General features: G+C 69.2%; 22 protein-coding genes and 3 pseudogenes. 7 read left to right on the forward strand and 18 right to left on the reverse strand.

The genetic code is table 11. The features are described 5' to 3' along the window. Positions 1-13: 13 nt before the first annotated feature. From ACQ86G_RS29700 to ACQ86G_RS29745, 10 genes and pseudogenes are all read right to left on the reverse strand, one after another. Positions 14-1,177, reverse strand: a complete 1,164-nt coding sequence (locus tag ACQ86G_RS29700; RefSeq protein ID WP_431258614.1) for an ABC transporter substrate-binding protein — start codon at positions 1,175-1,177, stop codon at positions 14-16. Positions 1,178-1,294: 117 nt separating this feature from the next. After that, positions 1,295-1,957 (reverse strand): TetR/AcrR family transcriptional regulator, encoded by a 663-nt coding sequence (locus ACQ86G_RS29705; protein ID WP_431258615.1) that lies wholly within the window; start codon positions 1,955-1,957, stop codon positions 1,295-1,297. A gap of 21 nt (positions 1,958-1,978) precedes the next feature. Then, a pseudogene (paaE, locus tag ACQ86G_RS29710) lies at positions 1,979-3,057 on the reverse strand (1,2-phenylacetyl-CoA epoxidase subunit PaaE). A 9-nt stretch (positions 3,058-3,066) separates the two neighbouring features. Continuing rightward, positions 3,067-3,660: a 1,2-phenylacetyl-CoA epoxidase subunit PaaD gene (paaD, locus tag ACQ86G_RS29715; RefSeq protein WP_431261529.1), complete on the reverse strand. Its 594-nt coding sequence runs from the start codon at positions 3,658-3,660 to the stop codon at positions 3,067-3,069. Positions 3,661-3,665: 5 nt separating this feature from the next. Further along, positions 3,666-4,439, reverse strand: coding sequence for a 1,2-phenylacetyl-CoA epoxidase subunit PaaC (gene paaC, locus ACQ86G_RS29720; protein WP_431258616.1), 774 nt, complete (start codon positions 4,437-4,439; stop codon positions 3,666-3,668). Between the two features lie 10 nt (positions 4,440-4,449). Further along, positions 4,450-4,755, reverse strand: coding sequence for a 1,2-phenylacetyl-CoA epoxidase subunit PaaB (paaB, locus tag ACQ86G_RS29725; protein WP_088408956.1), 306 nt, complete (start codon positions 4,753-4,755; stop codon positions 4,450-4,452). Between the two features lie 81 nt (positions 4,756-4,836). Next, positions 4,837-5,838: a 1,2-phenylacetyl-CoA epoxidase subunit PaaA gene (gene paaA / locus ACQ86G_RS29730; RefSeq protein ID WP_431258617.1), complete on the reverse strand. Its 1,002-nt coding sequence runs from the start codon at positions 5,836-5,838 to the stop codon at positions 4,837-4,839. A gap of 11 nt (positions 5,839-5,849) precedes the next feature. Continuing rightward, positions 5,850-7,161 (reverse strand): annotated as a pseudogene (paaK, locus tag ACQ86G_RS29735) (phenylacetate--CoA ligase PaaK). 58 nt (positions 7,162-7,219) lie between these two features. Further along, positions 7,220-7,687 carry a hydroxyphenylacetyl-CoA thioesterase PaaI gene (gene paaI / locus ACQ86G_RS29740; protein ID WP_431258618.1) on the reverse strand — a complete coding sequence of 156 codons (468 nt, stop codon included), beginning with the start codon at positions 7,685-7,687 and terminating at the stop codon, positions 7,220-7,222. Then, positions 7,687-8,559, reverse strand: coding sequence for an enoyl-CoA hydratase-related protein (locus ACQ86G_RS29745; protein ID WP_431258619.1), 873 nt, complete (start codon positions 8,557-8,559; stop codon positions 7,687-7,689). The genes paaI and ACQ86G_RS29745 overlap by 1 nt, the downstream gene beginning before the upstream one ends. 151 nt (positions 8,560-8,710) lie before the next feature. Here ACQ86G_RS29745 and ACQ86G_RS29750 point away from each other — a divergent pair. After that, positions 8,711-9,321 (forward strand): annotated as a pseudogene (locus tag ACQ86G_RS29750) (phenylacetic acid degradation protein PaaY). A gap of 257 nt (positions 9,322-9,578) precedes the next feature. Further along, complete coding sequence (locus ACQ86G_RS29755; protein WP_431258620.1) at positions 9,579-10,346, forward strand: hypothetical protein; 768 nt, start codon at positions 9,579-9,581, stop codon at positions 10,344-10,346. A gap of 3 nt (positions 10,347-10,349) precedes the next feature. Here ACQ86G_RS29755 and ACQ86G_RS29760 read toward each other — a convergent pair whose 3' ends face one another. After that, on the reverse strand, positions 10,350-11,312 hold the full coding sequence (locus ACQ86G_RS29760; protein ID WP_431258621.1) for a carbohydrate kinase family protein: 963 nt from the start codon (positions 11,310-11,312) through the stop codon (positions 10,350-10,352). Between the two features lie 171 nt (positions 11,313-11,483). On the opposite strand from ACQ86G_RS29760, the gene moaA reads away from it, so the two are divergent. Genes moaA through ACQ86G_RS29775 form a run of 3 tightly spaced genes read left to right on the forward strand, consistent with a single transcriptional unit; the run spans position 11,484 to position 13,830 of the window. Beyond that, complete coding sequence (moaA, locus tag ACQ86G_RS29765) at positions 11,484-12,620, forward strand: GTP 3',8-cyclase MoaA (RefSeq protein WP_431258622.1); 1,137 nt, start codon at positions 11,484-11,486, stop codon at positions 12,618-12,620. Beyond that, the gene (mobA, locus tag ACQ86G_RS29770) at positions 12,620-13,255 is read left to right on the forward strand and encodes a molybdenum cofactor guanylyltransferase (RefSeq protein ID WP_431258623.1); all 636 of its coding nucleotides are present in this window, start codon (positions 12,620-12,622) and stop codon (positions 13,253-13,255) included. The genes moaA and mobA overlap by 1 nt, the downstream gene beginning before the upstream one ends. Continuing rightward, positions 13,252-13,830, forward strand: coding sequence for a GNAT family N-acetyltransferase (locus ACQ86G_RS29775; RefSeq protein ID WP_431258624.1), 579 nt, complete (start codon positions 13,252-13,254; stop codon positions 13,828-13,830). Before mobA ends, ACQ86G_RS29775 begins: the two co-directional genes overlap by 4 nt. A gap of 208 nt (positions 13,831-14,038) precedes the next feature. On the opposite strand, the gene ACQ86G_RS29780 is transcribed toward ACQ86G_RS29775, so the two are convergent. Continuing rightward, the gene (locus ACQ86G_RS29780; protein WP_431258625.1) at positions 14,039-14,701 is read right to left on the reverse strand and encodes a hypothetical protein; all 663 of its coding nucleotides are present in this window, start codon (positions 14,699-14,701) and stop codon (positions 14,039-14,041) included. Between the two features lie 231 nt (positions 14,702-14,932). On the opposite strand from ACQ86G_RS29780, the gene ACQ86G_RS29785 reads away from it, so the two are divergent. Then, entirely contained in the window at positions 14,933-15,463 is a 531-nt protein-coding gene (locus ACQ86G_RS29785) for a DUF962 domain-containing protein (RefSeq protein ID WP_431258626.1), read from the forward strand. A gap of 130 nt (positions 15,464-15,593) precedes the next feature. Then, positions 15,594-16,022: a CBS domain-containing protein gene (locus tag ACQ86G_RS29790; RefSeq protein ID WP_431258627.1), complete on the forward strand. Its 429-nt coding sequence runs from the start codon at positions 15,594-15,596 to the stop codon at positions 16,020-16,022. 36 nt (positions 16,023-16,058) lie between these two features. On the opposite strand, the gene ACQ86G_RS29795 is transcribed toward ACQ86G_RS29790, so the two are convergent. From ACQ86G_RS29795 to ACQ86G_RS29820, 6 genes are read right to left on the reverse strand one after another with little or no spacing between them, the layout of a single operon-like run. Continuing rightward, the gene (locus ACQ86G_RS29795; protein WP_431258628.1) at positions 16,059-16,637 is read right to left on the reverse strand and encodes a nitroreductase family protein; all 579 of its coding nucleotides are present in this window, start codon (positions 16,635-16,637) and stop codon (positions 16,059-16,061) included. 11 nt (positions 16,638-16,648) lie between these two features. Beyond that, complete coding sequence (gene phnE, locus ACQ86G_RS29800) at positions 16,649-18,283, reverse strand: phosphonate ABC transporter, permease protein PhnE (protein ID WP_431258629.1); 1,635 nt, start codon at positions 18,281-18,283, stop codon at positions 16,649-16,651. Further along, entirely contained in the window at positions 18,280-18,804 is a 525-nt protein-coding gene (locus ACQ86G_RS29805) for an ATP-binding cassette domain-containing protein (protein WP_431258630.1), read from the reverse strand. The genes phnE and ACQ86G_RS29805 overlap by 4 nt, the downstream gene beginning before the upstream one ends. Further along, entirely contained in the window at positions 18,801-19,094 is a 294-nt protein-coding gene (locus ACQ86G_RS29810; RefSeq protein ID WP_431258631.1) for an ATP-binding cassette domain-containing protein, read from the reverse strand. The genes ACQ86G_RS29805 and ACQ86G_RS29810 overlap by 4 nt, the downstream gene beginning before the upstream one ends. A gap of 15 nt (positions 19,095-19,109) precedes the next feature. After that, positions 19,110-20,000 carry a putative selenate ABC transporter substrate-binding protein gene (locus ACQ86G_RS29815; RefSeq protein WP_431258632.1) on the reverse strand — a complete coding sequence of 297 codons (891 nt, stop codon included), beginning with the start codon at positions 19,998-20,000 and terminating at the stop codon, positions 19,110-19,112. Between the two features lie 16 nt (positions 20,001-20,016). After that, on the reverse strand, positions 20,017-20,904 hold the full coding sequence (locus ACQ86G_RS29820) for a putative selenate ABC transporter substrate-binding protein (protein WP_431258633.1): 888 nt from the start codon (positions 20,902-20,904) through the stop codon (positions 20,017-20,019). Positions 20,905-20,915 lie beyond the last annotated feature (11 nt).

The raw sequence follows: 20,915 nt of genomic DNA on the forward strand, positions 1-20,915 counted from the left end.
TCGGGTCAAAGGCTTAGGGTTGGTACTTCCAAGCGCCGTTCTCGATCTTCACCATCACGCGGGCGCGTTGGTCCAGACCCAGATGGTCGTTCGGCGACATCGTGAACACGCCGTGCGCGGCCGGCAGTTCCTTGACGCCTTCGAGCGCGTCGCGCAGCGCCGCGCGGAACTGCGGCGTGCCCGGCTGGGCCTTCTTGATGGCCTCCGGGATCGCCGCCTGCAGCAGCAGGCCGGCGTCCCACGCGTGGCCGCCGAAGGTCGACACGCTGCCCTTGCCGTACGCGCCCTCATAGGTCGTCACGTAGGCCTTGGCGCTCTTCTTGGCCGGATGGTCTGCGGGCAGCTGGTCGACGACCAGCACCGGGCCCGACGGCAGGAAGGTGCCCTCGACGTCCTTGCCGCCGACGCGCAGGAAGTCGTTGTTGGCCACGCCGTGGGTCTGGTAGTACTTGCCCTGGTAGCCGCGCTCCTTGAGCGTCTTCTGCGGCAGCGCCGCCGGTGTGCCGCTGCCGCCGACCAGCACCGCGTCGGGCTTGGCCGCCATGATCTTCAGCACCTGACCGGTCACCGAGGTGTCGGTGCGGTTGTAGCGCTCGTTGGCGACGATGCTCAGGCCCTTGCTGGCGGCGACCTTGTTGAACTCACCGTACCAGCCTTCGCCGTAGGCATCGGCGAAGCCGACGTAGGCCACCGTCTTCACGCCCTGCGCCTGCATGTGGCTGGCGATGGCCAGTGCCATCATGATGTCGTTCTGCGGCGTCTTGAAGACCCACTTCTTCTTGGCGTCCATCGGCTCGACGATGCGGGCCGAAGCCGCCATCGAGATCATCGGCACCTGCGCCTCCGACACCGCGTCGATCATCGCCAGCGAGTTCGGCGTGACGGTCGAGCCGACGACCACGTCGACCTTGTGCTCGGTGATCAGCTTGCGGGTGTTGGCGACAGCCGTCGTCGTGTCCGAGGCGTCGTCCAGGATGATGTAGTTGACCTTCTGCCCGGCGATGGTCTTGGGCATCAGCGAGAAGGTGTTCTTCTCCGGGATGCCCAGCGACGCGGCCGGGCCCGTGGCCGACACGGTCACGCCGACGTTGATGTCCGCCCACGCGCTGCCGCCCGCGCCCATCAGCGCGGCACCCGTCATGGCCATGGCCAGCAGGGTCTTCTCGATGCGTTTCATGTCGTCTCCTTCGGAATGTGTTTTTCAGGAACGCAAGGTCAATGAGGTACTGCTACTGCGATGACTGCAAGCACTGCACGGAATGCATGTCGACGGCGATGGTCCTCTCCGAAGCCTTCATGAGACTTGCGGCGCCGCGGGGTCGAGTTCGCTGCGCTCGTGGCGCACCGAAGGATCGGTGAGTCCGGTCCGCACCGCACCGAGCCCGCCGAAGAACAGGTCCGCCACCATCGGTGCGACCGCCTCGTAGGTCAGCGCGCCGTCGGGCCGCAGCCAGGTGAAGGTCCAGTTGATCATGCCGAAGAGCAGCATGGTCAGCGGCTTGTGCAGGTGCGCGCCGCGCAGCTCCGGCCGCACCGCGGCCACTGCGTCGGCGAAGCGGCCCACGACCTGGCGCTCGACCGCGACCATGCGCTCGCGGTGCTCGTCGTCGAGGAACTTCAGGTCCTCGGTCAGCACGCGGTGCTCGTTCTGCGCCTCGCCGTAGGCCTGCACGAATCGGTGGATCAGCCCGCGCAGGTGCTCCTGCGGCGGGAGTTGCTGCGCCGTGACCTCGTCGACCAGGTCGACCAGGTGCTGCAGGTGGTTCTGGCAGATCTGCGCGAGCAGCTCATGCTTGTCGCGGACGTAGTGGTACAGCGTGGGCTTGCTCACCGAGCACGCTTCGGCGACCTGGTTCATCGAGGTCGCGGGGTAGCCCTGGTTGGCGAAAAGTCGGGCGGCCTGCGCGAGGATCTCCTCGCGGGTGGCATCGAATCCTGGAGCTCGACCTCGGGCCATGAAATCTCTTTTCCTTATGAATCAGCGTTCGTCAAAGGAGATCACGACGCGGGGGTCAGGGCATGCGCCTGGCAACTCAGGATGAATCCGGCCGCCACTTCGTGCTTCTCGAGGGCGAAATTCTTATCCATCCGGACCTCACCTTCGATCAACTTGCAGCGGCAGGTGGAACAGACGCCGGATTTGCAGGAGAACGGGACGTCCATGCCGGCCCGCGCCGCGGCGTCGAGCAGGCTGGGATCGCTCTTGCGGAACTCGATCTCGCGCGAGACGCCGTCGCGGATCACGACAACCTTGGCGGCCTCCGCGTCCTCCTCGTGGACCTCGTGCGGCGCCGGACGGCCGGTCTGCATCTCCGGCGTGCCGAAGCGCTCGATGTGGATGCGTTCCTCGGGGACGCCGGCGGCACGCAGCGCGGCTTCCGCCTGCTCGTTCATCTCGAACGGGCCGCAGACGAAGACCTGGTCGATGCCGGCCGCGGGCACGGGACCGCTGAGGAAGTCGCTGAGCTTGGCCTGGTCCAGCCGGCCCGCCATCAGCGGCGAATCGACATGCTCGCGCGAGAACACGTGATGCAGCGTCAGCCGCGTCATGTAGCGGTTCTTCAGGTCCTCGAGCTCTTCCTTGAACATCGTCGTCGCCGGCCGGCGGTTGCCGTAGATCAGCGTGAAACGGCTCATGGGCTCGCGGGCGAGCACGCTCTTCATGATCGACAGGATGGGCGTGATGCCCGATCCGGCCGCGATGCCGACGAAGTGCCGGCCCGTCGCGGGCTCCAGCGGCACGTGGAAGCGCCCCTGCGGCGGGAAGACCTGGACCTCGTCGCCGGCCTTCAGGTGCCGGTGGACCCAGGTGGAGAAGGCGCCGCCGTCGACCTGGCGCACGCCGACGCGCAGCTCGCCGTCGTCGACGCCGGCGCAGATGGAATACGAACGGCGCAGGTCCTGGCCGTCGACGTCGCCGCGCAGCGTCAGGTACTGGCCTTGCGTGAAACGGAAGGTCTCGCGCAGTGCCTCGGGCACGTCGAAGCACAGCACGACGGCGTCGTCGGTGTCCTGGTGCTTGGCGCGCAGGCGCAGCGGGTGGAAGTGCAGGCTCATGGCGATGGCTCAGATCGGCTTGAAATGTTCAAAAGGCTCGCGGCAGGCGACGCAGCGGTACAGCGACTTGCAGGCGGTCGATCCGAAGGCCGACAGCTGCTCGGTGTGCGTGCTGCCGCAGCGCGGGCAGACGATGGCCTCGCGACGGCGCACGATGCGGATGGGCACGCCCTGCCCCGCGTCCACCGGTCCCGGCGGCGCGATGCCGTACCGGCGCAGCTTCTCGCGGCCTTCGTCGGTGATCCAGTCGGTGGTCCACGCCGGCGCGCGGCGCATGGTCACGGTCACGGTGCCGAAGCGCGACAGCGCATCGCGGACGCTCTGCTCGATCGCCTCGGTGGCCGGGCAGCCGGAGTAGGTCGGCGTCAGCACGACCTCGACGCCGTCGGCGGTCTCGACCAGGTCGCGCACGATGCCGAGCTCGACCAGCGACACCGCCGGCACCTCGGGATCCAGCACCTGCGACAGCACCTCCCACGCGGCGGACAGACGTCCGCAGCCGAGGTCGGTCGCGCCGACGTCGGACGACGACGCACGCGGTCCGACCGGCGTCAATGACGACAGCCAATCCAGGTGTGACGGCGTCGGCGCGTTCATCACGATCCCGCTCACCACACCCCGCCGGGGTAGCTGCGCTGCAGCGATTGCATCGTCGCCAGCATGTGGCCCATGTGCTCGCTGTGGACGCCGCGAACGCCGGTGTAGACGTGCGGCGTGTCCTTCGGCCGCGCGAGTTGCGCTTCGGTCAGGATTTCGTCCATCGCCGCGTCCCAGTCGGGTTTGAGCGACGACCAGGCCGGACCCAGGCCGCTGGCTTCGGCCGCGGCGTCGATCTCGTCCGACGCGAACAGTTCGTTGACGTAAGGCCAGAGCTGCGCGAGGGCCGCCTTCATCCGCTGCGCCGATTCGTCCGTGCCATCGCCCAGGCGCACCACCCACTCGGCCGCGTGCTGCTGGTGATAGCGGACTTCCTTCACCGCCTTGGCGGCAATGGCGGCGACCTCGGCGTCGCTCGACGCCTGCAGCCGCGTCCACATCGGCATCAGCCAGCAGGCGGCGATCAGGTTGCGGGCCTGCGTGAAGGCGAAGTCGCCGCGCGGCAGCTCCATCATCACGGGGTTGAGGTAATGACGTTCCTCGCGCAGGTAGGCGAGCTGGTCCTCGTCGAGCGGTTGCTCGTTGAGCTGGCCGGCGCGCGTCAGCAGCGCGCGCGACTGGCCCAGCAGGTCCAGCGCGATGTTGCCCAGCGCGAGTTCCTCTTCCAGGATGGGCGCGTGGCCGATCCATTCGGAGATGCGATGCGACAGCACCAGGCAGGCGTCGCCGACGCGCAGCAGGTACTGGACGTCGGCGCGCTGGCCGGGTTGGACGGAAGCGTTCATCGTCCGGTCCTCACATGTGGTCCAGCGACTCGGGCAGGTCGTAGAAGGTCGGGTGGCGGTACACCTTGTCTTCCATCGGGTCGAAGTACATCGACTTCTCGCCCGGGTCCGACGCCACGATCGCCGACGACGGCACGACCCAGATGCTCACGCCTTCCTGGCGGCGGGTGTAGACGTCGCGGGCCATCTGCAGCGCCATCTTCGAGTCCGGGGCATGCAGGCTGCCGCAGTGCTTGTGGTCCAGGCCCGCCTTGTTGCGGACGAAGACTTCCCACAGGGGCCATTCGTTGGCGCCGGTCGTTTGGTTGATGCTCATGATTCGAGTGCTCTGAACTGTTCGTGGCGGAGACGGTGTGATCGCTCGTGCGTGGCAGCGCTGGCGCGCGGCTGCACTCGATCAGGCCGCCTTGGCTTCGGTGGCGCGCTTCTTCGCGTGGGCGAGCGCGGCGTCGCGGACCCAGGCGCCGTCGTCCCAGGCCTTGACGCGGGTGCCCAGGCGCTCGGTGTTGCAGGGGCCGTTGCCGCCGACGACGCGCCAGAACTCAGCCCAGTCGATCGCGCCGAAGTCGTGGTGGTCGCGCTCGGCGTTCCACTTCAGGTCGGGATCCGGCAGCGTGATGCCGAGCAGCTCGGCTTGCGGCACGGTCGCGTCGACGAACTTCTGACGCAGCTCGTCGTTGGTCAGGCGCTTGATGCCCCAGCGCATCGACTGCTCGGAGTTCGGCGAATCCTTGTCCGCCGGTCCGAACATCATCAGCGACGGCCACCACCAGCGGTTCACCGCGTCCTGGACCATTGCCTTCTGCGCCTCCGTGCCCTCGCGCATCATCACCAGCAGGCTCTCGTAGCCTTGGCGCTGATGGAAGGATTCCTCGCGGCAGATGCGGATCATCGCGCGGGCATACGGGCCGTAGGAGCAGCGGCACAGCGGCACCTGGTTCATGATCGCCGCGCCGTCCACCAGCCAGCCCACCACGCCGATGTCGGCCCAGGTCAGCGTCGGGTAGTTGAAGATCGAGCTGTACTTGGCCTTGCCGGTGTGCAGCGCGTCCAGCATCTGGTCGCGGCTGGTGCCCAGGGTCTCGGCGGCGGAGTACAGGTAAAGCCCGTGACCGCCCTCGTCCTGCACCTTGGCCAGCAGGATCGCCTTGCGCTTGAGCGTGGGCGCCCGCGTGATCCAGTTGCCTTCGGGCAGCATGCCGACGATCTCCGAATGCGCGTGCTGGCTGATCTGCCGCACCAGCGTCTTGCGGTAGTGCTCCGGCATCCAGTCCTTGGCCTCGATGAAGTCGCCCGCATCGATGCGGGCCTCGAAAGCCTCGTTTCGCTGCTGCTCTTCAGCGGTCTGCAGCTTGGTCGCCTGGTCCTGGGGACCGACGCTCATGGCTTGCGTGTACATGGAAGCGCTCCTTACGAATTCTTCGGACGTTGGTCCACGACGCGGCGGGCCTTGCCCACCAGCGTTCTTTCAATCGAATCCGGTGCGCCGACGGTCACCCGGGTCGACACGCCGATCAGCGTCTTGATGCGGTGCTGCAGCGACTTCGACATCGCCTGCACGTCGCCGCCGCCCGCGGCGGACAGCTCGCAGCGCACCTCGACCTCGTCGAGGTGGCCGTCGCGGCTGACGACGATCTGGTACTGGCCGGACAGGCCGGGTTCGGCGAGCACCAGTTCCTCGATCTGCGTCGGGAAGAGGTTGACGCCGCGGATGATCAGCATGTCGTCGCTGCGGCCGACGATCTTGCCCATGCGGCGCATGCTGCGCGCGGTCGGCGGCAGCAGGCGCGTCAGGTCGCGCGTGCGGTAGCGGATCACCGGCAGCGCCTCGCTTGCTCAGCGAGGTGAACACCAGTTCCCCTTCCGAGCCTTCAGGCAGCACCTCGCCGGTCTCGGGATCGATGATCTCGGGATAGAAGTGGTCCTCCCAGATCACCGGGCCGTCCTTGGTCTCGATGCACTCGCTGGCAACACCCGGCCCCATCACCTCGGACAGGCCGTAGATGTCGACCGCATCGATGCCGGCCTTGTGCTCGATCTCGCGGCGCATCGCCTCGGTCCACGGCTCGGCGCCGAACACGCCGGTCTTCAGCGAGGACGCGCGCGGATCCAGGCCCTGGCGCACGAACTCCTCGACGATCACCTGCATGTAGCTCGGCGTGACCATGATGACGTCGGGCTTGAAGTCCTGGATCAGCTGGACCTGCTTCTCGGTCTGGCCGCCCGACATCGGGATGACGGTGCAGCCCAGCCGCTCGGCGCCGTAATGCGCGCCCAGGCCGCCGGTGAACAGGCCGTAGCCGTAGGCGATGTGGACGATGTCGCCCTTGCGCGTGCCCGCGGCGCGCAGCGAGCGCGCGACCAGGTCGGCCCAGGTGTCGATGTCCTTCTGCGTGTAGCCGACGACGGTCGGCTTGCCGGTCGTGCCGGACGACGCGTGCACGCGCACCACCTGTTCGCGCGGCACGGCGAAGAGGCCGAACGGGTAGTTGTCGCGCAGGTCCTTCTTGGTCGTGAACGGGAACAGGCGCAGATCGCTCAGGTCCTTCAGATCGTCCGGGTGGACACCCTTCGCATCGAACGCGGCCTTGTAGTGCGGCACGTTCTCGTAGGCGTGCTTCAGCGACCACTTCAGGCGCTGCAGCTGCAGCGCGCGCAGCTCGTCCTGGCTGGCGCGCTCGATGGGCTCGAGGTGCTCGGGCTGGAAGGTCTTCACCGTCATGGGGTCTGTCTCCTGACCTGTCTTCTGAGCTGTCCGCTCGTTCCGGGGCGCCGGCGCTTCAGCGCACGGCGGCCAGTTCCGGCACCACGGGCTTGCCCTTGATGCGGTAGGACCGGCCCCGGAAGACCGCGATCAATTCGTCGCGTTGATTGGTGATGCGGATGTCGTAGACGCCGGTGCGCCCGGCCAGCGAGGTCTCGACGGCGCTTGCCGTCAGCACGTCGCCCAGCCGGGACGGCGCGACGATGTCGATCGCGAAGCCCGAGGCCACCGTCACCTCGTTGTGCGAGTTGCACGCGAAGGCAAAGCAGGAATCGGCCAGCGTCGTGACGAAGCCGCCGTGGCAGATGTCGAAACCGTTGAGCATGTCCTCGCGCACCGCCATCGACAGCGTCGCGGTGCCGGGGCCGATGGCCTCGATGCGCATGCCCAGGCCCTTCGACGCGCGGTCGTTGGCGAACATGGTGTCGCGGACCGCTTCGGCCACGCGCTGCGCGTCCACACGGGGATCCAGGGGCTCGCTCATCAGCGGTCCTTGAAGGTCGGTTGGCGCTTGGTCAGGAAGGCGGCGGCGCCTTCGAGGTAGTCATGCGCGTAGCCGAGCTGGCTCTGCAGCCGGGCCTCGAGCTTGAGGGCGTCCTCGAACTCCAGGTCCATCGAGGCATCGAGCGCCTCGCGCGTCTGCACCAGCGCCCGGGTCGGCATCTTCGCGAGCTTCTGCGCGGTGGCCATCGCCTCGCTCTGCAGCTCGGCATCGGCGACACAGCGCGCGATCAGTCCCCAGGCCTGCGCGTCCGCGGCGGGCAGCTTTTCGCCGAGCAGTGTCAGCTGCATCGCGCGGGCACGGCCCACGAGACGCGTCAGCAGCCAGGTGCCGCCGCAGTCGGGCACCAGCCCGATCTTCGAGAACGCCTGGATGAACGACGCCGACTGTCCCGCCAGCACGAGGTCGCAGCCGAGCGCAAAGTTCGCGCCCGCGCCAGCGGCCACGCCGTTGACCGCGCAGACGGTGGGCACCGGCATGCTGCGCAGTCGCAACGCCAGCGGGATGTAGTAGTGGTCGAGCAGGTTGCCGATGTCCTTGGCCTTGGGCTTCTTGTGGGAGTCGGTGGTGCTCGCCGGGTCCGCGCGTTCATCGAACTCCGGTTTGATGTGGGGATCCGACAGGTCCTGGCCCGCGCAGAACGCGCGGCCTGAACCGGTGATGAGCACCGCCCGCACGGCCTCGTCGTGCGCCGCCTCGTCGAGGGCGACTCGCAACTGGCCCAGCAGGCCGGTCGTGAACGCGTTCAGCGCCTGCGGCCGGTTCAGCGTGAGGACGCGGACGGCGCCCTCGGTGCTGATCAGCAGCGGACTGTCTTCGGCAGCGGTGGATGGGGTTGTGGTGGCGGTGCTCATTCGGCTTGTCTCCTCGGCCGTCGATGGATTCAGCTTTTTCAGCTTTTGTGGGTCGGCTTCTATTTACCGACCGGTCGGTAGATACTACGAGTCATCGCATCGCAAGACAAGGTCGGAAACCTAGGGTTACCACCTAAAAGGAGGCCATTCCATGCCCTGCTACGCCATCGACGACCTGTCGCCCGTCGTCCATCCGAGCGCCTACGTCCACCCGACGGCGGTGCTGATCGGGGACGTGATCGTCGGCCCGGACTGTTATGTGGGGCCCTGCGCCTCGCTGCGGGGGACTTCGGCCGCATCCGGCTGATGGACGGCGCCAACGTGCAGGACACCTGCGTGATCCATGGGTTCCCGGATTCGGACACCGTCGTCGAGACCAACGGCCACATCGGCCACGGCGCGGTCCTGCATGGCTGCGTGGTGCGGCACGACGCGCTGGTCGGCATGAACGCGGTGGTGATGGACGAGGCGGAGGTCGGCGCGTACAGCATCGTCGCGGCCTGCGCCTTCGTGCGGGCGGGGCTGAAGCTGCCCGAGCGCTCGCTCATCGCGGGGCTGCCCGCCAAGGTCGTGCGTCCGCTCACCGAGGACGAGATCCGCTGGAAGCGCGTGGGCACCGAGACCTACCAGGACCTCGCACGGCGCTGTCATGCCAGCTTGCGGGAAGTGACGCCGCTGGCCGAGGAGGAAACGGATCGGCCTCGTTTGCAGGTCGGTGGCCCAAAAGCGCTGGTGGCCGACAGGCGCGCGACAGAAAAATGACAGGTCGAAGCTGTTGACCAGCAGCTTCTAGTCAATTTCTGTCGTCCGATCCATCGGTTGCTGCGATGGTCGCCATGCGGACGAATCCGGAGCATGGGGAACTTCCCACCCGATGGAGTTCCACCGTGCTTCCCTCCCTTTCCGCGCCCCACTCCTGCAAGACCTGGATCGCCGCCGCCTCCGTGGCGCCAGGCAAGTCCCGATCGACGGCCCGGCCGCCCGCCGGCACGGGGAACATCCCGCTGGTCGACTCGATCGTGCGCGCCAGGAAGGCGCTGGCGTCCAGTCTCATCCGCGCGAGGCTCGTCTCCCGGCTCGACCGGGGCGATGCGGTCTACATCGCCTCGTCCCCACAGGGCGGCCCCGTGGGCGCCCTGGAGGATCTGCCCACGGCACCGATGGAGTACCCCGGCGACAGCGCGCCGGCGCCGGTCCACCCCGTGCGCGAGCGTTCAGGGCCTCGAACTGACGCTTCCTCCGTCGCTCCAACCACAGCGCCCCGCAAACGCAGGAAGGATCTGCTGTGGGGCAGCGACCAGCCCGAAGGGCACACCCTGTCAGCCACCCTCCGGAAGCTCATCTGGGCTTGCGGGAAGCCGTTGGACCTGCGTTCGATGTGGACACGATTCCTTCGACGGAGCGCGGCCGATCCGATCCTCGAACTCAACAAGTCGCTGCTGCCCTTGATCGTCAAGATGCGTCAGGACTTCCGGACGGCCCACGATCTGCGGCGCGATTCCGCCGAGGAACGGGACTTCATCCGAGGGACCTTGGAGGCGTATCTGAGAGCCTGTCTCGTCCAGTCACCCGTCGACGAACTGCAGCGGCTGAAATCGCAGCTGAAGTCCGCGCGCGGCCCCTGGGTCCAGGCCCAGGCGGTCATCCATCGTGGACTGGTCGACGCCGCACGCCAGGCCGACGGTTCCGGACGGGACGGTGAACTCGCCCTGTACCGGCAACTGCAGCGCCGCGCCGCGCTGGACGCGCTCGCGCAGGCGTTCAGACAGGCGTTGCAGGTGGGCTGACGCTCACACCACTTCCGCGCGCTGAACCTGCACGCGATCGATCAGACCGCTCACCAGGCCGGCCGTCAGGTCATGGACCCCGGCGCCCGCGCAGGCCGCCGCGCCGGCGGCGACCGCCCAGCGCAGGTGATCCTCGGGATCCTGCGTGCCGCCGTTCATCAGGCTGTACAGCAATCCGGCCATGGCGGCATCGCCGGCGCCGATGGTGTCGACGACCGGGTCCAGCGGCGGCGGCGCCGCGCTGAGGTCGGCCTTCGGATGGAACAACTGCGCGCCGCGCTCACCCAGCGTCAGCATCACGATCGCGCGAGGATTCCACGCGGCGATCTGCGCCAGCCCCAGATGGTGGTCCCGGCTGCGGAACAGGCCGCGCAGATCCTCGTCCGAGACCTTGATGACGTCGGCGAGCCGGCACATGCGTTCGAGCGTGCGGTCGTAGCGGGAATCCATCGACATGCGGTAGTTGGGGTCGTAGCTGATGCGCACGCCCTCGTCCTTGAGCGACTCCGCCAAGGCGATGAGCCGGGCCGCCAGCGGCTCCCGGGTGAGGCTGATCGAGCCGAAATGTGCCCAGCGCAGCGCCCGGCGCCAGCCGGCGGGCAAGGCATGGGGGCGGAAGTGCAGGTCGGCGCTGTCATCGCCGACGAAGGCGTACTCGGGCGGATCGGCCTGATGGACATAGGCCACCAGCGGGGACTTGGCGAACTGCTGGATGAAACGCAAGTCGAGGCTGGCATCGGCGCTGGCCTGCCAGATCGCCTGGCCGAACGCGTCCTTGCTGATGCCGCCGGCGAAGGCGCTGAGCTGCCCCAGGCGCGACATCGCGATGGCGACGTTCCAGGGCGAGCCGCCGCTGCGGCTGCGCCAGTGATCATGGCCGACGCGGATCATGTCGGTGAGGGCTTCGCCGAAGGAGACGAAGCTGGCCAGGTCCGCATGGACCACGGTCGTGGGGGTCAAGCTCATGCCGCGATTCGAACGCCGCCGGCCTCGTGGTGCAAGTGGCAAGTCCTACAGGGTGACGAGGGCGCCCCGATCAGGGCGTAGTGCACGGCATCGCCCCCGGCCGAGTCGTCCGGCGGCTTCCCGAAGGGCCTGCGCCGGCACGGGCGGTCCGGCGGCGGCACAATCCGGACCATGACCGATGGTGTGATTCCGCTGCTCGATCTGCGCCAGATCGGGCGGACGCCTCCCGTGCCGCATCCGCTGCCGCCGCCGCGCACCGGGCCGTGGCTGGATGCGCGCGGCCGGCCGCTGCGCGACCTGCGGATCTCCGTCACCGACCGCTGCAACTTCCGCTGCAGCTACTGCATGCCGAAGGACGTGTTCGACAAGGACTACGCCTTCCTTCCCCACCGCGACCTGCTCTCCTTCGAGGAAATCGCCCGCCTCGCCGGCGTCTTCGCGCAGCTCGGCGTGCAGAAGCTGCGCCTGACCGGCGGCGAGCCGCTGCTGCGCCGCAATCTCGAGGCGCTGATCGCCCAGTTGGCCGCGTTGCGCACGCCCGAAGGATGGCCGCTCGACCTCACGCTCACCACCAACGGATCGCTGCTCGCCCGCAAGGCGCAGGCGCTCAAGGATGCCGGCCTGAAGCGCGTCACCGTCAGTCTGGACGCGCTCGACGACGACATCTTCCGGCGCATGAACGACGTCGACTTCCCCGTCGCCGAGGTGCTGCACGGCATCGAGGTCGCGCAGGCGGCCGGGCTGGCGCCGATCAAGGTCAACATGGTCGTCAAGCGCGGCACCAACGACGACCAGATCGTGCCGATGGCGCGCCACTTCCGCGGCACCGGCGTGGTCCTGCGCTTCATCGAGTACATGGACGTCGGCATGAGCAACGGCTGGCGCATGGATGAAGTCCTGCCGTCCGCCGAAGTCCTCGCGCGGCTGCGCGAGGACGCCGACCTGGTCCCGCTCGCGCCCTCGTCCGACGGCGAGACCGCCACGCGCTGGGGCTACGCCGACGGCAGCGGCGAAATCGGCCTGATCTCCAGCGTCACGCAGGCCTTCTGCGGCGACTGCAACCGCGCGCGGCTCTCGACCGAAGGACGGCTCTACACCTGCCTCTTCGCCGGCGACGGCCACGACCTGCGCGCGTTGCTGCGCGGCGACGCCGTCCACGAGGCCCGGACCGACGACGAGGTCGCCGCCGCGCTCGGCGCGCTCTGGACGCGGCGCAACGACCGCTACTCCGAACTCCGCGCCAGCCTGCCGGCCGCGACGGACTCCGCCCCGGCGCGCCGCGTCGAGATGCACTACATCGGCGGCTGATGCGCGTCACCGCGCTGCTTCTCTGCGGCGGTCGCGCCACGCGCATGGGGGGCGTCGACAAGCCGCTGCAGACCTTCCGGGGCCGTCCCCTCGTCGAACACGTGCTGGACCGCATCGCCCCGCAGACGGGCGGTCGCGTGCTCATCAGCGCCAACCGGCACCTCGACGACTATCGCCGCCTCGGCTATCCGGTGCTCGAAGACACGCTCCCGGACTTCCCCGGGCCGCTCGCCGGCATCCTGGCCGGACTGGCGTCGATGAATGCCGGTCCGGACACGCCGTCGACGACCGCGGAAACCCGCGCGGTCCAGGCGGCCGACGATCGCTGGCTGCTCGTGGTCAGCGGCGACAGCCCTTGGCTGCCCGCCGATCTCCTCGCCCGCCTGGTCGACGGCCTGGCGCCTGGGCAGAGTGCAGCCATGGCGCTGGGCCGCGAGGCCCCGGGCGAACCGTTGCGCAGCCAACCCCTCGCCAGTCTGGTCCACGCCAGCCATCGGGCGTCGCTGGCTGCCGCGCTGCGGGGGCGAGCGGCGTGTCGAACGCTGGCTGGGCAGCCTGCCGCTGGCGCGCGTCGCCTTCGACCGACCGGGCGACGAACGCGCCTTCGCCAACATCAACGACAGGAGCGAGCTTGAGCGACTTGAACGACTTGAAGGACTCCGATGACGCGGACCACGGCGGCGGTGCGCCGATCACGCTGCGCCTGCTGAACGAGGGCGATCTGCCCGCCTACAAGGCGTTGCGCGACGCGATGCTGGGCCGTCACGAGCAGGCGTTCACCTCCGACGCGGAGACCGAACGCGCCCGCGACGCCGTGAGCTACCGGGTGCGCCTGCATCCGCAGGCGGGCGGCAAGTCGCTGTTCACGCTCGGCGCGTGGCATGACGAGCGCCTCGTGGGCGCCTTGACCTGCGAGCACGAGAACCGGAAGAAGGTGCTGCACATCGCGCATCTGATCGGGATGATGGTCGATGACGACTACCGCGGACGCGGCATCGGCAAGCGCCTGCTGCGGCAGGCGCTGGCGCTGCTGCGTCGCGAGCCGCGCCTGGAGTCGGTCACGCTGAGCGTCACCGCCGGCAACCAGGCCGCGATCGCGGTCTACCGCCAGGCCGGTTTCACCCGCTACGGCCACCTGCCCCGCGCCATCCGCCTCTCCGACGGCCGTTACTACGCCAAGGACCTGATGAGCCTGGACCTCCGCCCCTGACCCAGCACGCCCCGGGCCGCCGGCCACGGGCGACAGTGGCGCCGGAACAGGCACAGGCCCTCCGACAGCGAGCGCCGGTGGGGCCGGAATGAGGCTTGGGGTCCCTGGAGGGGCGCCCCATGCCTCGTGGAGTGCCCGCGCCAGGCCTCCCGCAGTCGACGTCAATCGCAGGCCGCTGCCGCCCGCGCCACCACGTCGACGTCGACCGTCAGTTCATCCTGGATGGCAAGCAGCCCGCCGAGCACGGAGAACGGCGTGATGCCGAACTCGCTCTGACGCAGGACGAGCGCGCCCTGGGCGCGCAGGGGCGCCTCCCCGAAGGCCGTGCCACGCGCACGGGCACGTCGATCTCGCGGATCTGGCCGTGCCACCGGACCGCGAGCTTGACCGCGAGGACGGGGAACGCGCCCGCCACCGCGGTGCTGCGCATCGAGATCGTCGGGAATCGTTCGCCGTCGATGGCGCGGAGCATGTTGGTCCGGGTGCCGGCGACATCGGACGCCGTGGGCACGCTGGCGAATTCGGGGCCGAGCCCGGCGCGCCACTCGGGCTTGTCGATCCCGACGTCGTCGAGCCGGAAGGCGAGTTCAACGCCAGCGCTGGCGATGCCGTCCGCGGGCAGGAAGACCTGGCCGGCCATCCGCTCGACGCCGAGCACGTGGTTGTGCCCGACCTTGGCGAGCCGCCCGGCGCGGAACACATGGATGCGCACCTGCGACTCCGTGGCGTCGACGCGATAGAGCCGACCTTCGCCGCGCTGCTGCGCCGCGAGCCAGGCCGGACAGGACGATGGAAGCGCATCGGGGCCCGAGCCGGGCGCCCCGGACGACGCCGCGGGTGCGGCAGCGACCGGCCGCGCATCGGTCGTCACCGCATTTGGTGCACTGCCGCATCCGGCGACCGCCAGCACCGCCGCCACGATTGCGGCGCCGGCCGCCCCTCGCCGCCACCGGGCCCGCAGAACCGGAGGCACCTCGCTTGCCCGCGTCAACACTTGCATAGGGGTAAACCAAGAGTGGTCAGACCCGCATTCTGAACGGCACAAACAGGCGGGTCGCACTAGCATTGCGACATCACGACGACACCTCGCACGGAGACTGCCATGGCACGCCAAGCCACCGACCTGATGGCGCAGTACGCCGCCTACCATCGAGACCGCCGCAACATCGCCACGCATTTCGTCGGCATTCCGCTGATCGTCTTCGCGATCGGCGTGCTGCTCGCACGGGCGCAATTCCATGTCGCCGACTGGACGGTCTCCGCCGCCTGGGTGGTGTGGGGCGCCGCGACGATCTGGTACCTGACACGCGGCAACCTGGTCCTGGGCCTGGCCACCGCCGTGGTCAACGCGGTGCTGATGGCGCTGGCGCACCCGCTGGCGGCGGGCTCCGTCGGCGGCTGGCTGGCCTGGGGCCTGGGCAGCTTCATCGTCGGCTGGATCATCCAGTTCGTCGGTCACTATTACGAGGGCCGCAAGCCCGCCTTCGTCGACGACCTGATCGGACTGCTCGTCGGCCCGATGTTCGTCGTCGGCGAAGCGCTCTTCGCGATGGGCTGGGGCCGCGACCTGCTCGCCGAGATCGAGCGCCGCGCCGGCCCCACCCATCTGCGCGACCTGACCCACCCGGCCTGAACCTCGCGAGGTCACGACCTCGCTCCTTTGGGGGCCGGGTCTTGATGGGGCTTGCGGTGCGCCGCCAAGGCGCTTATCTTGGACCCTCGATGTCCCTCAGCAATTCGCCAGGATTTCGCCAGGAGGCCCCATGAAACCGGTGTCCGATCTGTTGAAGAACCGCGGCCCGAGCGTCTGGCGCATCACGCCGGAAGCGACGGTGTTCGATGCGCTGCATCTGCTCGCACAACATGATGTCGGCGCGCTGCTGGTGATGGAGGGCGAGCGGCTGCTCGGCATCTTCTCGGAGCGCGACTACACCCGCAAGATCGCGCTGCAGGGGCGCGATTCACGCAATACGCAGGTCAAGGACGTCATGACGGCCAACGTGTTCGTCGTGAAGCCCAACACCGAGTGCCGCGAGTGCATGAGCCTGATGAGCCAGCGCAAGATCCGCCACCTGCCGGTGGTCGAGGGATCGACCGTCGTGGGCATGCTGTCGATCAGAGACCTGATGGACAACATCATTGCGGACGATGAACTCACCATCGCCCAGTTGCAGAGCTACATATACGGCTGACGTAGGCGCAGCGCCCACGCCAGCCGGCGACGCGTTTCAACCACCCCAGAATTGCAGGGCCTGATCGGCGCCGTCCTTGGCGCCGCGTGGCTTGGCCGGCTTGTCCGACGGCGCCGGCGTGCCCATCGCGATCCAGCCGAGCAGTGTCTCGCCCGGCTCGCAGAACGCGGCGATCAGCCCCGGATCGCGCGCCTTTGCCCCGCTCAGCATCTTTCCGCCGAACCCGAGCGCCTGCGCGGCGTTCAGGAAGTTCGTCAGCGCTCCGCCCACGCAGGCCCACTGTTCGTGCGCCGGCACCTGCGGATGGCCCAGGTCCAGCCGCGCGACGACAGCCACCGTCACCGGCGGCCGCAGTGCGCGTTCCTCGTCCATCGCCAGGCCCACCGCGTCCTTGCCGGCACGGCGGGCGGCCTCGGCGAACAGCGCCGCCATCGACCGTTTCGCCTCGCCGCGCACGACCTTGAAACGGAAGGGCACCAACCCCGCGTGGTCCGGCGCGTGCAGCGCGGCATCGACCATCAGGCGCAGTTGGGCCTCGTCGGGGCCGGGCTCGATCAGGTACTTCGGCCCGACCGAAGCTCGCGCGAGCAGCAGCTTCAGGGCGTCGTCGTTCATGGCGGCTCTCTTCATCGATTCAACTGCCGGCGCGCCGCGTAGGAACAGGCGTCGACCAGCATCACCAGCGCCAGCATCGCCAGCAGCACGGTGCAAGTCTCGCGCATCTGGAACAGGCTGAGGTGCAGGCTCAGCATCTGGCCGAGTCCGCCGGCACCGACGACCCCCAGCACCGTGGCGGCGCGGATGTTGTTCTCCCACCGGTACAGCGTGTAGCTGAGCAGCTGCGGCGCCGCCTGCGGCAGCGTCGCGAACGCGAAGACCTGCCACCGGGACGCCCCCGCCCAGCGCAAGGCCTGGGCGGTCTGCGGCGGTGCGTTCTCGAGCGCCTCGGCCATCAGGCGGCCGAGCACGCCGGTCGTGTGCAGTGCCAACGCCAGGGTGCCCGGCATCGGTCCCAGACCGGCGGCGACGAGCAGGATCGCCGCCCAGACCAGCTCCGGCACGCTGCGCAGCGCGTTCAGCAGCAGCCGGGAGAGCCAGCGCAGCGGCCCCGGCGGCCGGCTGGCCACCAGCGCGATCGCCAGCCCGGCCACCGCCGCCAGCCCGCTGCCCAGCGCCGACATCGCCAAGGTCTCCAGCGCCCCCTGTCCGACACGCGCGAGGAAGGCGGGCGCCAGTTGCGGCGGGAAGAACTCCGCGATGAAGCGCCCCATCTGCGCGAGCGCGCCCGCACCGAGCAATTCGCCCCAGCGCAGCGGCAGCGTCGCGAAGCTCGCGATCAGCAGCACCAGCAGACCCAGCAGCAATCCACGCACGCCCCATCGCGCGGTCGGCCGCCCCGTCTGCCGCAGGCGCTCGGCGCCCTGCCCGGCCTCGCGCGCCGGCCGCAGCCAGGCGCTGACCCGGTCCGCCATCGCCACCAGCGCGATGAAGATCAGCAGGATGGTCGCGACCTCGGAGCCGGCGAACATCTTGGTCGCGTTGTCCAGCTGCTGCCCCAGGCCGCCGGCGCCGACGAAGCCCAGCACGACCGAGGACCGGATCGCGCATTCCCAGCGGTAGACGGTGTAGCTGACCAGCTCGTCGGCGCAACCCGGGATCGTGCCGAAGAGCAGCGCCTGCAGCCGTCCCGCGCCGCCGCGCAGCAGCGCCTGCGTGGGCGCGGCGTCGGCGCTCTCGAGGATCTCCGCGTAGACCTTGCCGAGCATGCCGCCATAAGACAGCGCGATCGCGAGCACGCCGGCGCCAGGACCGAGGCCGATCACGCGGACCAGCATCAGCGCCCAGACCAGCTCCGGTACCGATCGCAGCACGATCAGCACCAGGCGGACGAACCAGCGCAGCGCCGCCGGCACCGGTCCCATGCGACCGGCCACCGCGGACACCGACAGACGCGCCGTCGCCAGCAGCGCCAGCGGCACGGCGATCGTCCACGCGAGCGCCAGTCCCACCGTGGCCATCGCCACGGTGCGCCACGTGTCGGCCGCCAGCATCGCCAGGAACTCGAGGTCCACGCGCGGCGTCAGGAACTGCGCGCCGAAACGCATCGTCGCGCGCAGGCTGCGTTCGTCGAGCAACTCCCAGGGACGGAACTCGCACCAGACCAGCAACGGCCACAGCAGCACGAGCAGCCCGACGGTCACGCCGAGGCGCCGCGTGGCGGCCGGATCGCGGCGCCAGGGGGCTTGCGCCGCGGCGCTCATCGACACATCGCCTGCGGCAACGGTGTCGGCAGCACCGGCGCCTCGGCCACCGGCGGCGGCTCGTTCTGCAGATCCGCGTAGATGTCGTCGAGCTGATGCGCGCCGAGCGCCCGAGGCGGGCCGTCGTACACGAGGCGGCCCTCGCGCAGCGCGATCACGCGCGGAAACAGCCGGCACGCCAGATCGACCTGATGCAGGCTGCACACGAGCGTCCGGTCCTGCGCCCGGGCGCTGTCCCGCAACACGTCCAGGACGCGCTGCGCGCGCTGCGGATCCAGCGCCGAGAGCGGCTCGTCGGCCAGCCAGAGCCGCGCCTTCGACACCAGCAGCCGTGCGACCGCAACGCGCTGCCGCTCGCCACCCGACAACTGGTCGACACGCGACCAGAGCCGGTCGCCGAGTTCCATCCGATCCAGCGCGTCGAACGCGAGCCGGGCCTGCGCCTCGGTCGGACTGAACAGCATGCGCAGGGTCTGCGCCATCGACGCGCCGGGCAGTTGTCCGGCCAGCACTGCGGTCACCACACGCTGGCGCGGCGGCAGCGGGGATGCTGCGGCGCCAGCATCAGTTCACGGCGCAACGCGTGCCGGTCGCGGGACGACAGCGCCCAGGCGTCCTCGCCCGCCAGCCGCATCGTCCCGGCGACCGGCGCCAGCGCCAACGCCAGCGCGTGCAGCAGCGAGGTCTTGCCGGCCCCCGAAGCGCCGATCAACGCGACCTGCTCGCCGGCCTCGATGCGCAGCGACAGCGGCTCGATCAGCGTGCGCGCGCCCGCCCGCAGATGCAGGCCCTCCAGTTCCAGCAGACGCATCGCGTTCGCCTCAGTTCATTTGAGCAGGCCGGCGCTCTCGGCGGCGGCCTTGATGCCGTTGTAGTTCTCGATCCGCGTCGGCACGTATTTCGTCGCGCGCTGATGGTCGAGGACCTCCCGGTGTTCCGGGATAGCGGCATTGAGCTTCAGGAACGCGGCCTTGATCGCCTCCCGGGTCGCGACCGGCATGTCGGCATGGACGCTCCAGTTGGCGTCGTAATAGGGCGGCGTGGTGAAGAACACCTTCACCACCGAGCTGTCGACCTTCTTCTCCGCGACGAGCCGCTCCCAGAGATAGAAGTTCACCGCACCCGCGTCGACCTTGCCCGAGGCCACGGCGGCCACAGTGCCGTCGTGCGCGCTGGAGAAGACGATGTGCTTCAGGCTGGCGTCGGGATCGATCCTTGCGGCCAGCAGGGCGGCGCGCGGCATCAGATGCCCGGAGGTCGACGTGGCCGGACCGAAGCTGAGCGTCCGGCCCTTCAGGTCCTCGAGCCGCCGGATCCCTGAGTCGACCCGCGTGATGAACACGGAGCGGTAGTTGCTGTCGCCCTCGCGCTGGACCAGCGGGATGATCTTGCCGCCGGACCGCTGGTTGGCCCGCACCAGCGCGAAACCGCCCAGCACGGCCAGGTCCACCTGCCGATTGACGATGGCGTCGACCACCAGGTCGTAGTCGGTGCCCGGGACCCACTCGACCTTCATCTCGAGTTCCTTCTCCAGGTACCTGCCCAGCGGCACGAAACGGCGGGCCACCTCGGTGGGCGACTCGCCCGGGATGGCGCTGACGCGCAACAGCCCCGGCGTCTGTGCCCGAGGCTCTCCGACCACGCCGACGAGGAACGCGACCACAAGGAGCACGAGGGTTGGCAACGCGCGGCGAGTCGGTCGATGCGGGCTGGACATGCGGGGTCCCCTCAGGTCACTTCAGCAGGCCGGCGTTCTCCGCGGCGGCCTTGATGCCGGCGTAGTTCTCGGGCTGCGTCGGCACGAACTTCGTCGCGCGCTGCAGGTCGAGGATCTCCTTGCCTTCCGGCGTCGACGGGTTGAGCTTCAGGAACGCGGCCTTGAGCTTTTCCTTCGTCGCGACCGGCATGTCGGCATGGACACTCCAGTTGTAGTCGTAATACGGCGGCGTGGTGAAGAAGACCTTGACCGTCGAGGTGTCGACCTTCTTCTCGGCGACGAGCTTCTCCCAGACGGAGATGTTCAGCGCGCCCGCGTCGACCTTGCCCGAGGCCACGGCCGCGACGGTGGCGTCGTGCGCGCCGGAGAAGGAGACGCGCTTGAGGTCCGCGTCGGGATTGATCTTCGCGGCCAGCAGGAACGAGCGCGGCATCAGGTGGCCCGAGGTCGACGACGCGGAGCCGAAGCTGAGCGTCCTGCCCTTCAGGTCCTCCAGCTTGGTGATGCCCGACTTCGCGTCGGTGATGAAGACGGAGCGGAACTTCTCGTCCTCCTCGCGCTGGACGAGCGGGACGATCTTGCCGCCCGATCGTACGTTGGCCTGCACGAAGGTGAAGCCGCCGAACCAGGCCAGGTCGATCTTCTTGTTCACGACCGCCTCGACCGCGGCGGCGTAGTCGGTGACGGGCGTCCACTCGACCTTCACGCCGAGTTCCTTCTCCAGGTAGCGGCCGAGCGGCGCGAATTTGCGGGCGAGCTCGGTCGGCGATTCGTCGGGGATGGCGGTCACGCGCAGCACCGGCTGCGGCTGCGCCAGCGCGGGCGCCGCGAGGCCTGCGGCGATCAACGACGCGGCGACGATTCCCTGCAGCGCACGGCTGACTTGTCGGAAGAGGCTGGGCATCAGAGGCTCCG

The organism is Roseateles chitinivorans, assembly GCF_050632145.1.
Lineage (GTDB): Bacteria > Pseudomonadota > Gammaproteobacteria > Burkholderiales > Burkholderiaceae_C > Roseateles > Roseateles chitinivorans_B.

What these genes read in the sequence shown, in the direction of transcription:
- mobA (WP_431258623.1), top strand. Translation starts at nt 12,620, where the DNA reads ATGCGCGTCACCGCGCTGCTTCTCTGCGGCGGTCGCGCCACGCGCATG.
- paaC (WP_431258616.1), bottom strand. Translation starts at nt 4,439, where the DNA reads ATGAACGCTTCCGTCCAACCCGGCCAGCGCGCCGACGTCCAGTACCTG.
- ACQ86G_RS29795 (WP_431258628.1), bottom strand. Translation starts at nt 16,637, where the DNA reads ATGAACGACGACGCCCTGAAGCTGCTGCTCGCGCGAGCTTCGGTCGGG.
- ACQ86G_RS29810 (WP_431258631.1), bottom strand. Translation starts at nt 19,094, where the DNA reads ATGCGTCTGCTGGAACTGGAGGGCCTGCATCTGCGGGCGGGCGCGCGC.
- ACQ86G_RS29785 (WP_431258626.1), top strand. Translation starts at nt 14,933, where the DNA reads ATGGCACGCCAAGCCACCGACCTGATGGCGCAGTACGCCGCCTACCAT.
- ACQ86G_RS29705 (WP_431258615.1), bottom strand. Translation starts at nt 1,957, where the DNA reads ATGGCCCGAGGTCGAGCTCCAGGATTCGATGCCACCCGCGAGGAGATC.
- paaI (WP_431258618.1), bottom strand. Translation starts at nt 7,687, where the DNA reads ATGAGCGAGCCCCTGGATCCCCGTGTGGACGCGCAGCGCGTGGCCGAA.
- ACQ86G_RS29790 (WP_431258627.1), top strand. Translation starts at nt 15,594, where the DNA reads ATGAAACCGGTGTCCGATCTGTTGAAGAACCGCGGCCCGAGCGTCTGG.
- ACQ86G_RS29760 (WP_431258621.1), bottom strand. Translation starts at nt 11,312, where the DNA reads ATGAGCTTGACCCCCACGACCGTGGTCCATGCGGACCTGGCCAGCTTC.
- paaB (WP_088408956.1), bottom strand. Translation starts at nt 4,755, where the DNA reads ATGAGCATCAACCAAACGACCGGCGCCAACGAATGGCCCCTGTGGGAA.
- moaA (WP_431258622.1), top strand. Translation starts at nt 11,484, where the DNA reads ATGACCGATGGTGTGATTCCGCTGCTCGATCTGCGCCAGATCGGGCGG.
- phnE (WP_431258629.1), bottom strand. Translation starts at nt 18,283, where the DNA reads ATGAGCGCCGCGGCGCAAGCCCCCTGGCGCCGCGATCCGGCCGCCACG.
- ACQ86G_RS29820 (WP_431258633.1), bottom strand. Translation starts at nt 20,904, where the DNA reads ATGCCCAGCCTCTTCCGACAAGTCAGCCGTGCGCTGCAGGGAATCGTC.
- ACQ86G_RS29815 (WP_431258632.1), bottom strand. Translation starts at nt 20,000, where the DNA reads ATGTCCAGCCCGCATCGACCGACTCGCCGCGCGTTGCCAACCCTCGTG.
- ACQ86G_RS29700 (WP_431258614.1), bottom strand. Translation starts at nt 1,177, where the DNA reads ATGAAACGCATCGAGAAGACCCTGCTGGCCATGGCCATGACGGGTGCC.
- ACQ86G_RS29745 (WP_431258619.1), bottom strand. Translation starts at nt 8,559, where the DNA reads ATGAGCACCGCCACCACAACCCCATCCACCGCTGCCGAAGACAGTCCG.
- paaA (WP_431258617.1), bottom strand. Translation starts at nt 5,838, where the DNA reads ATGTACACGCAAGCCATGAGCGTCGGTCCCCAGGACCAGGCGACCAAG.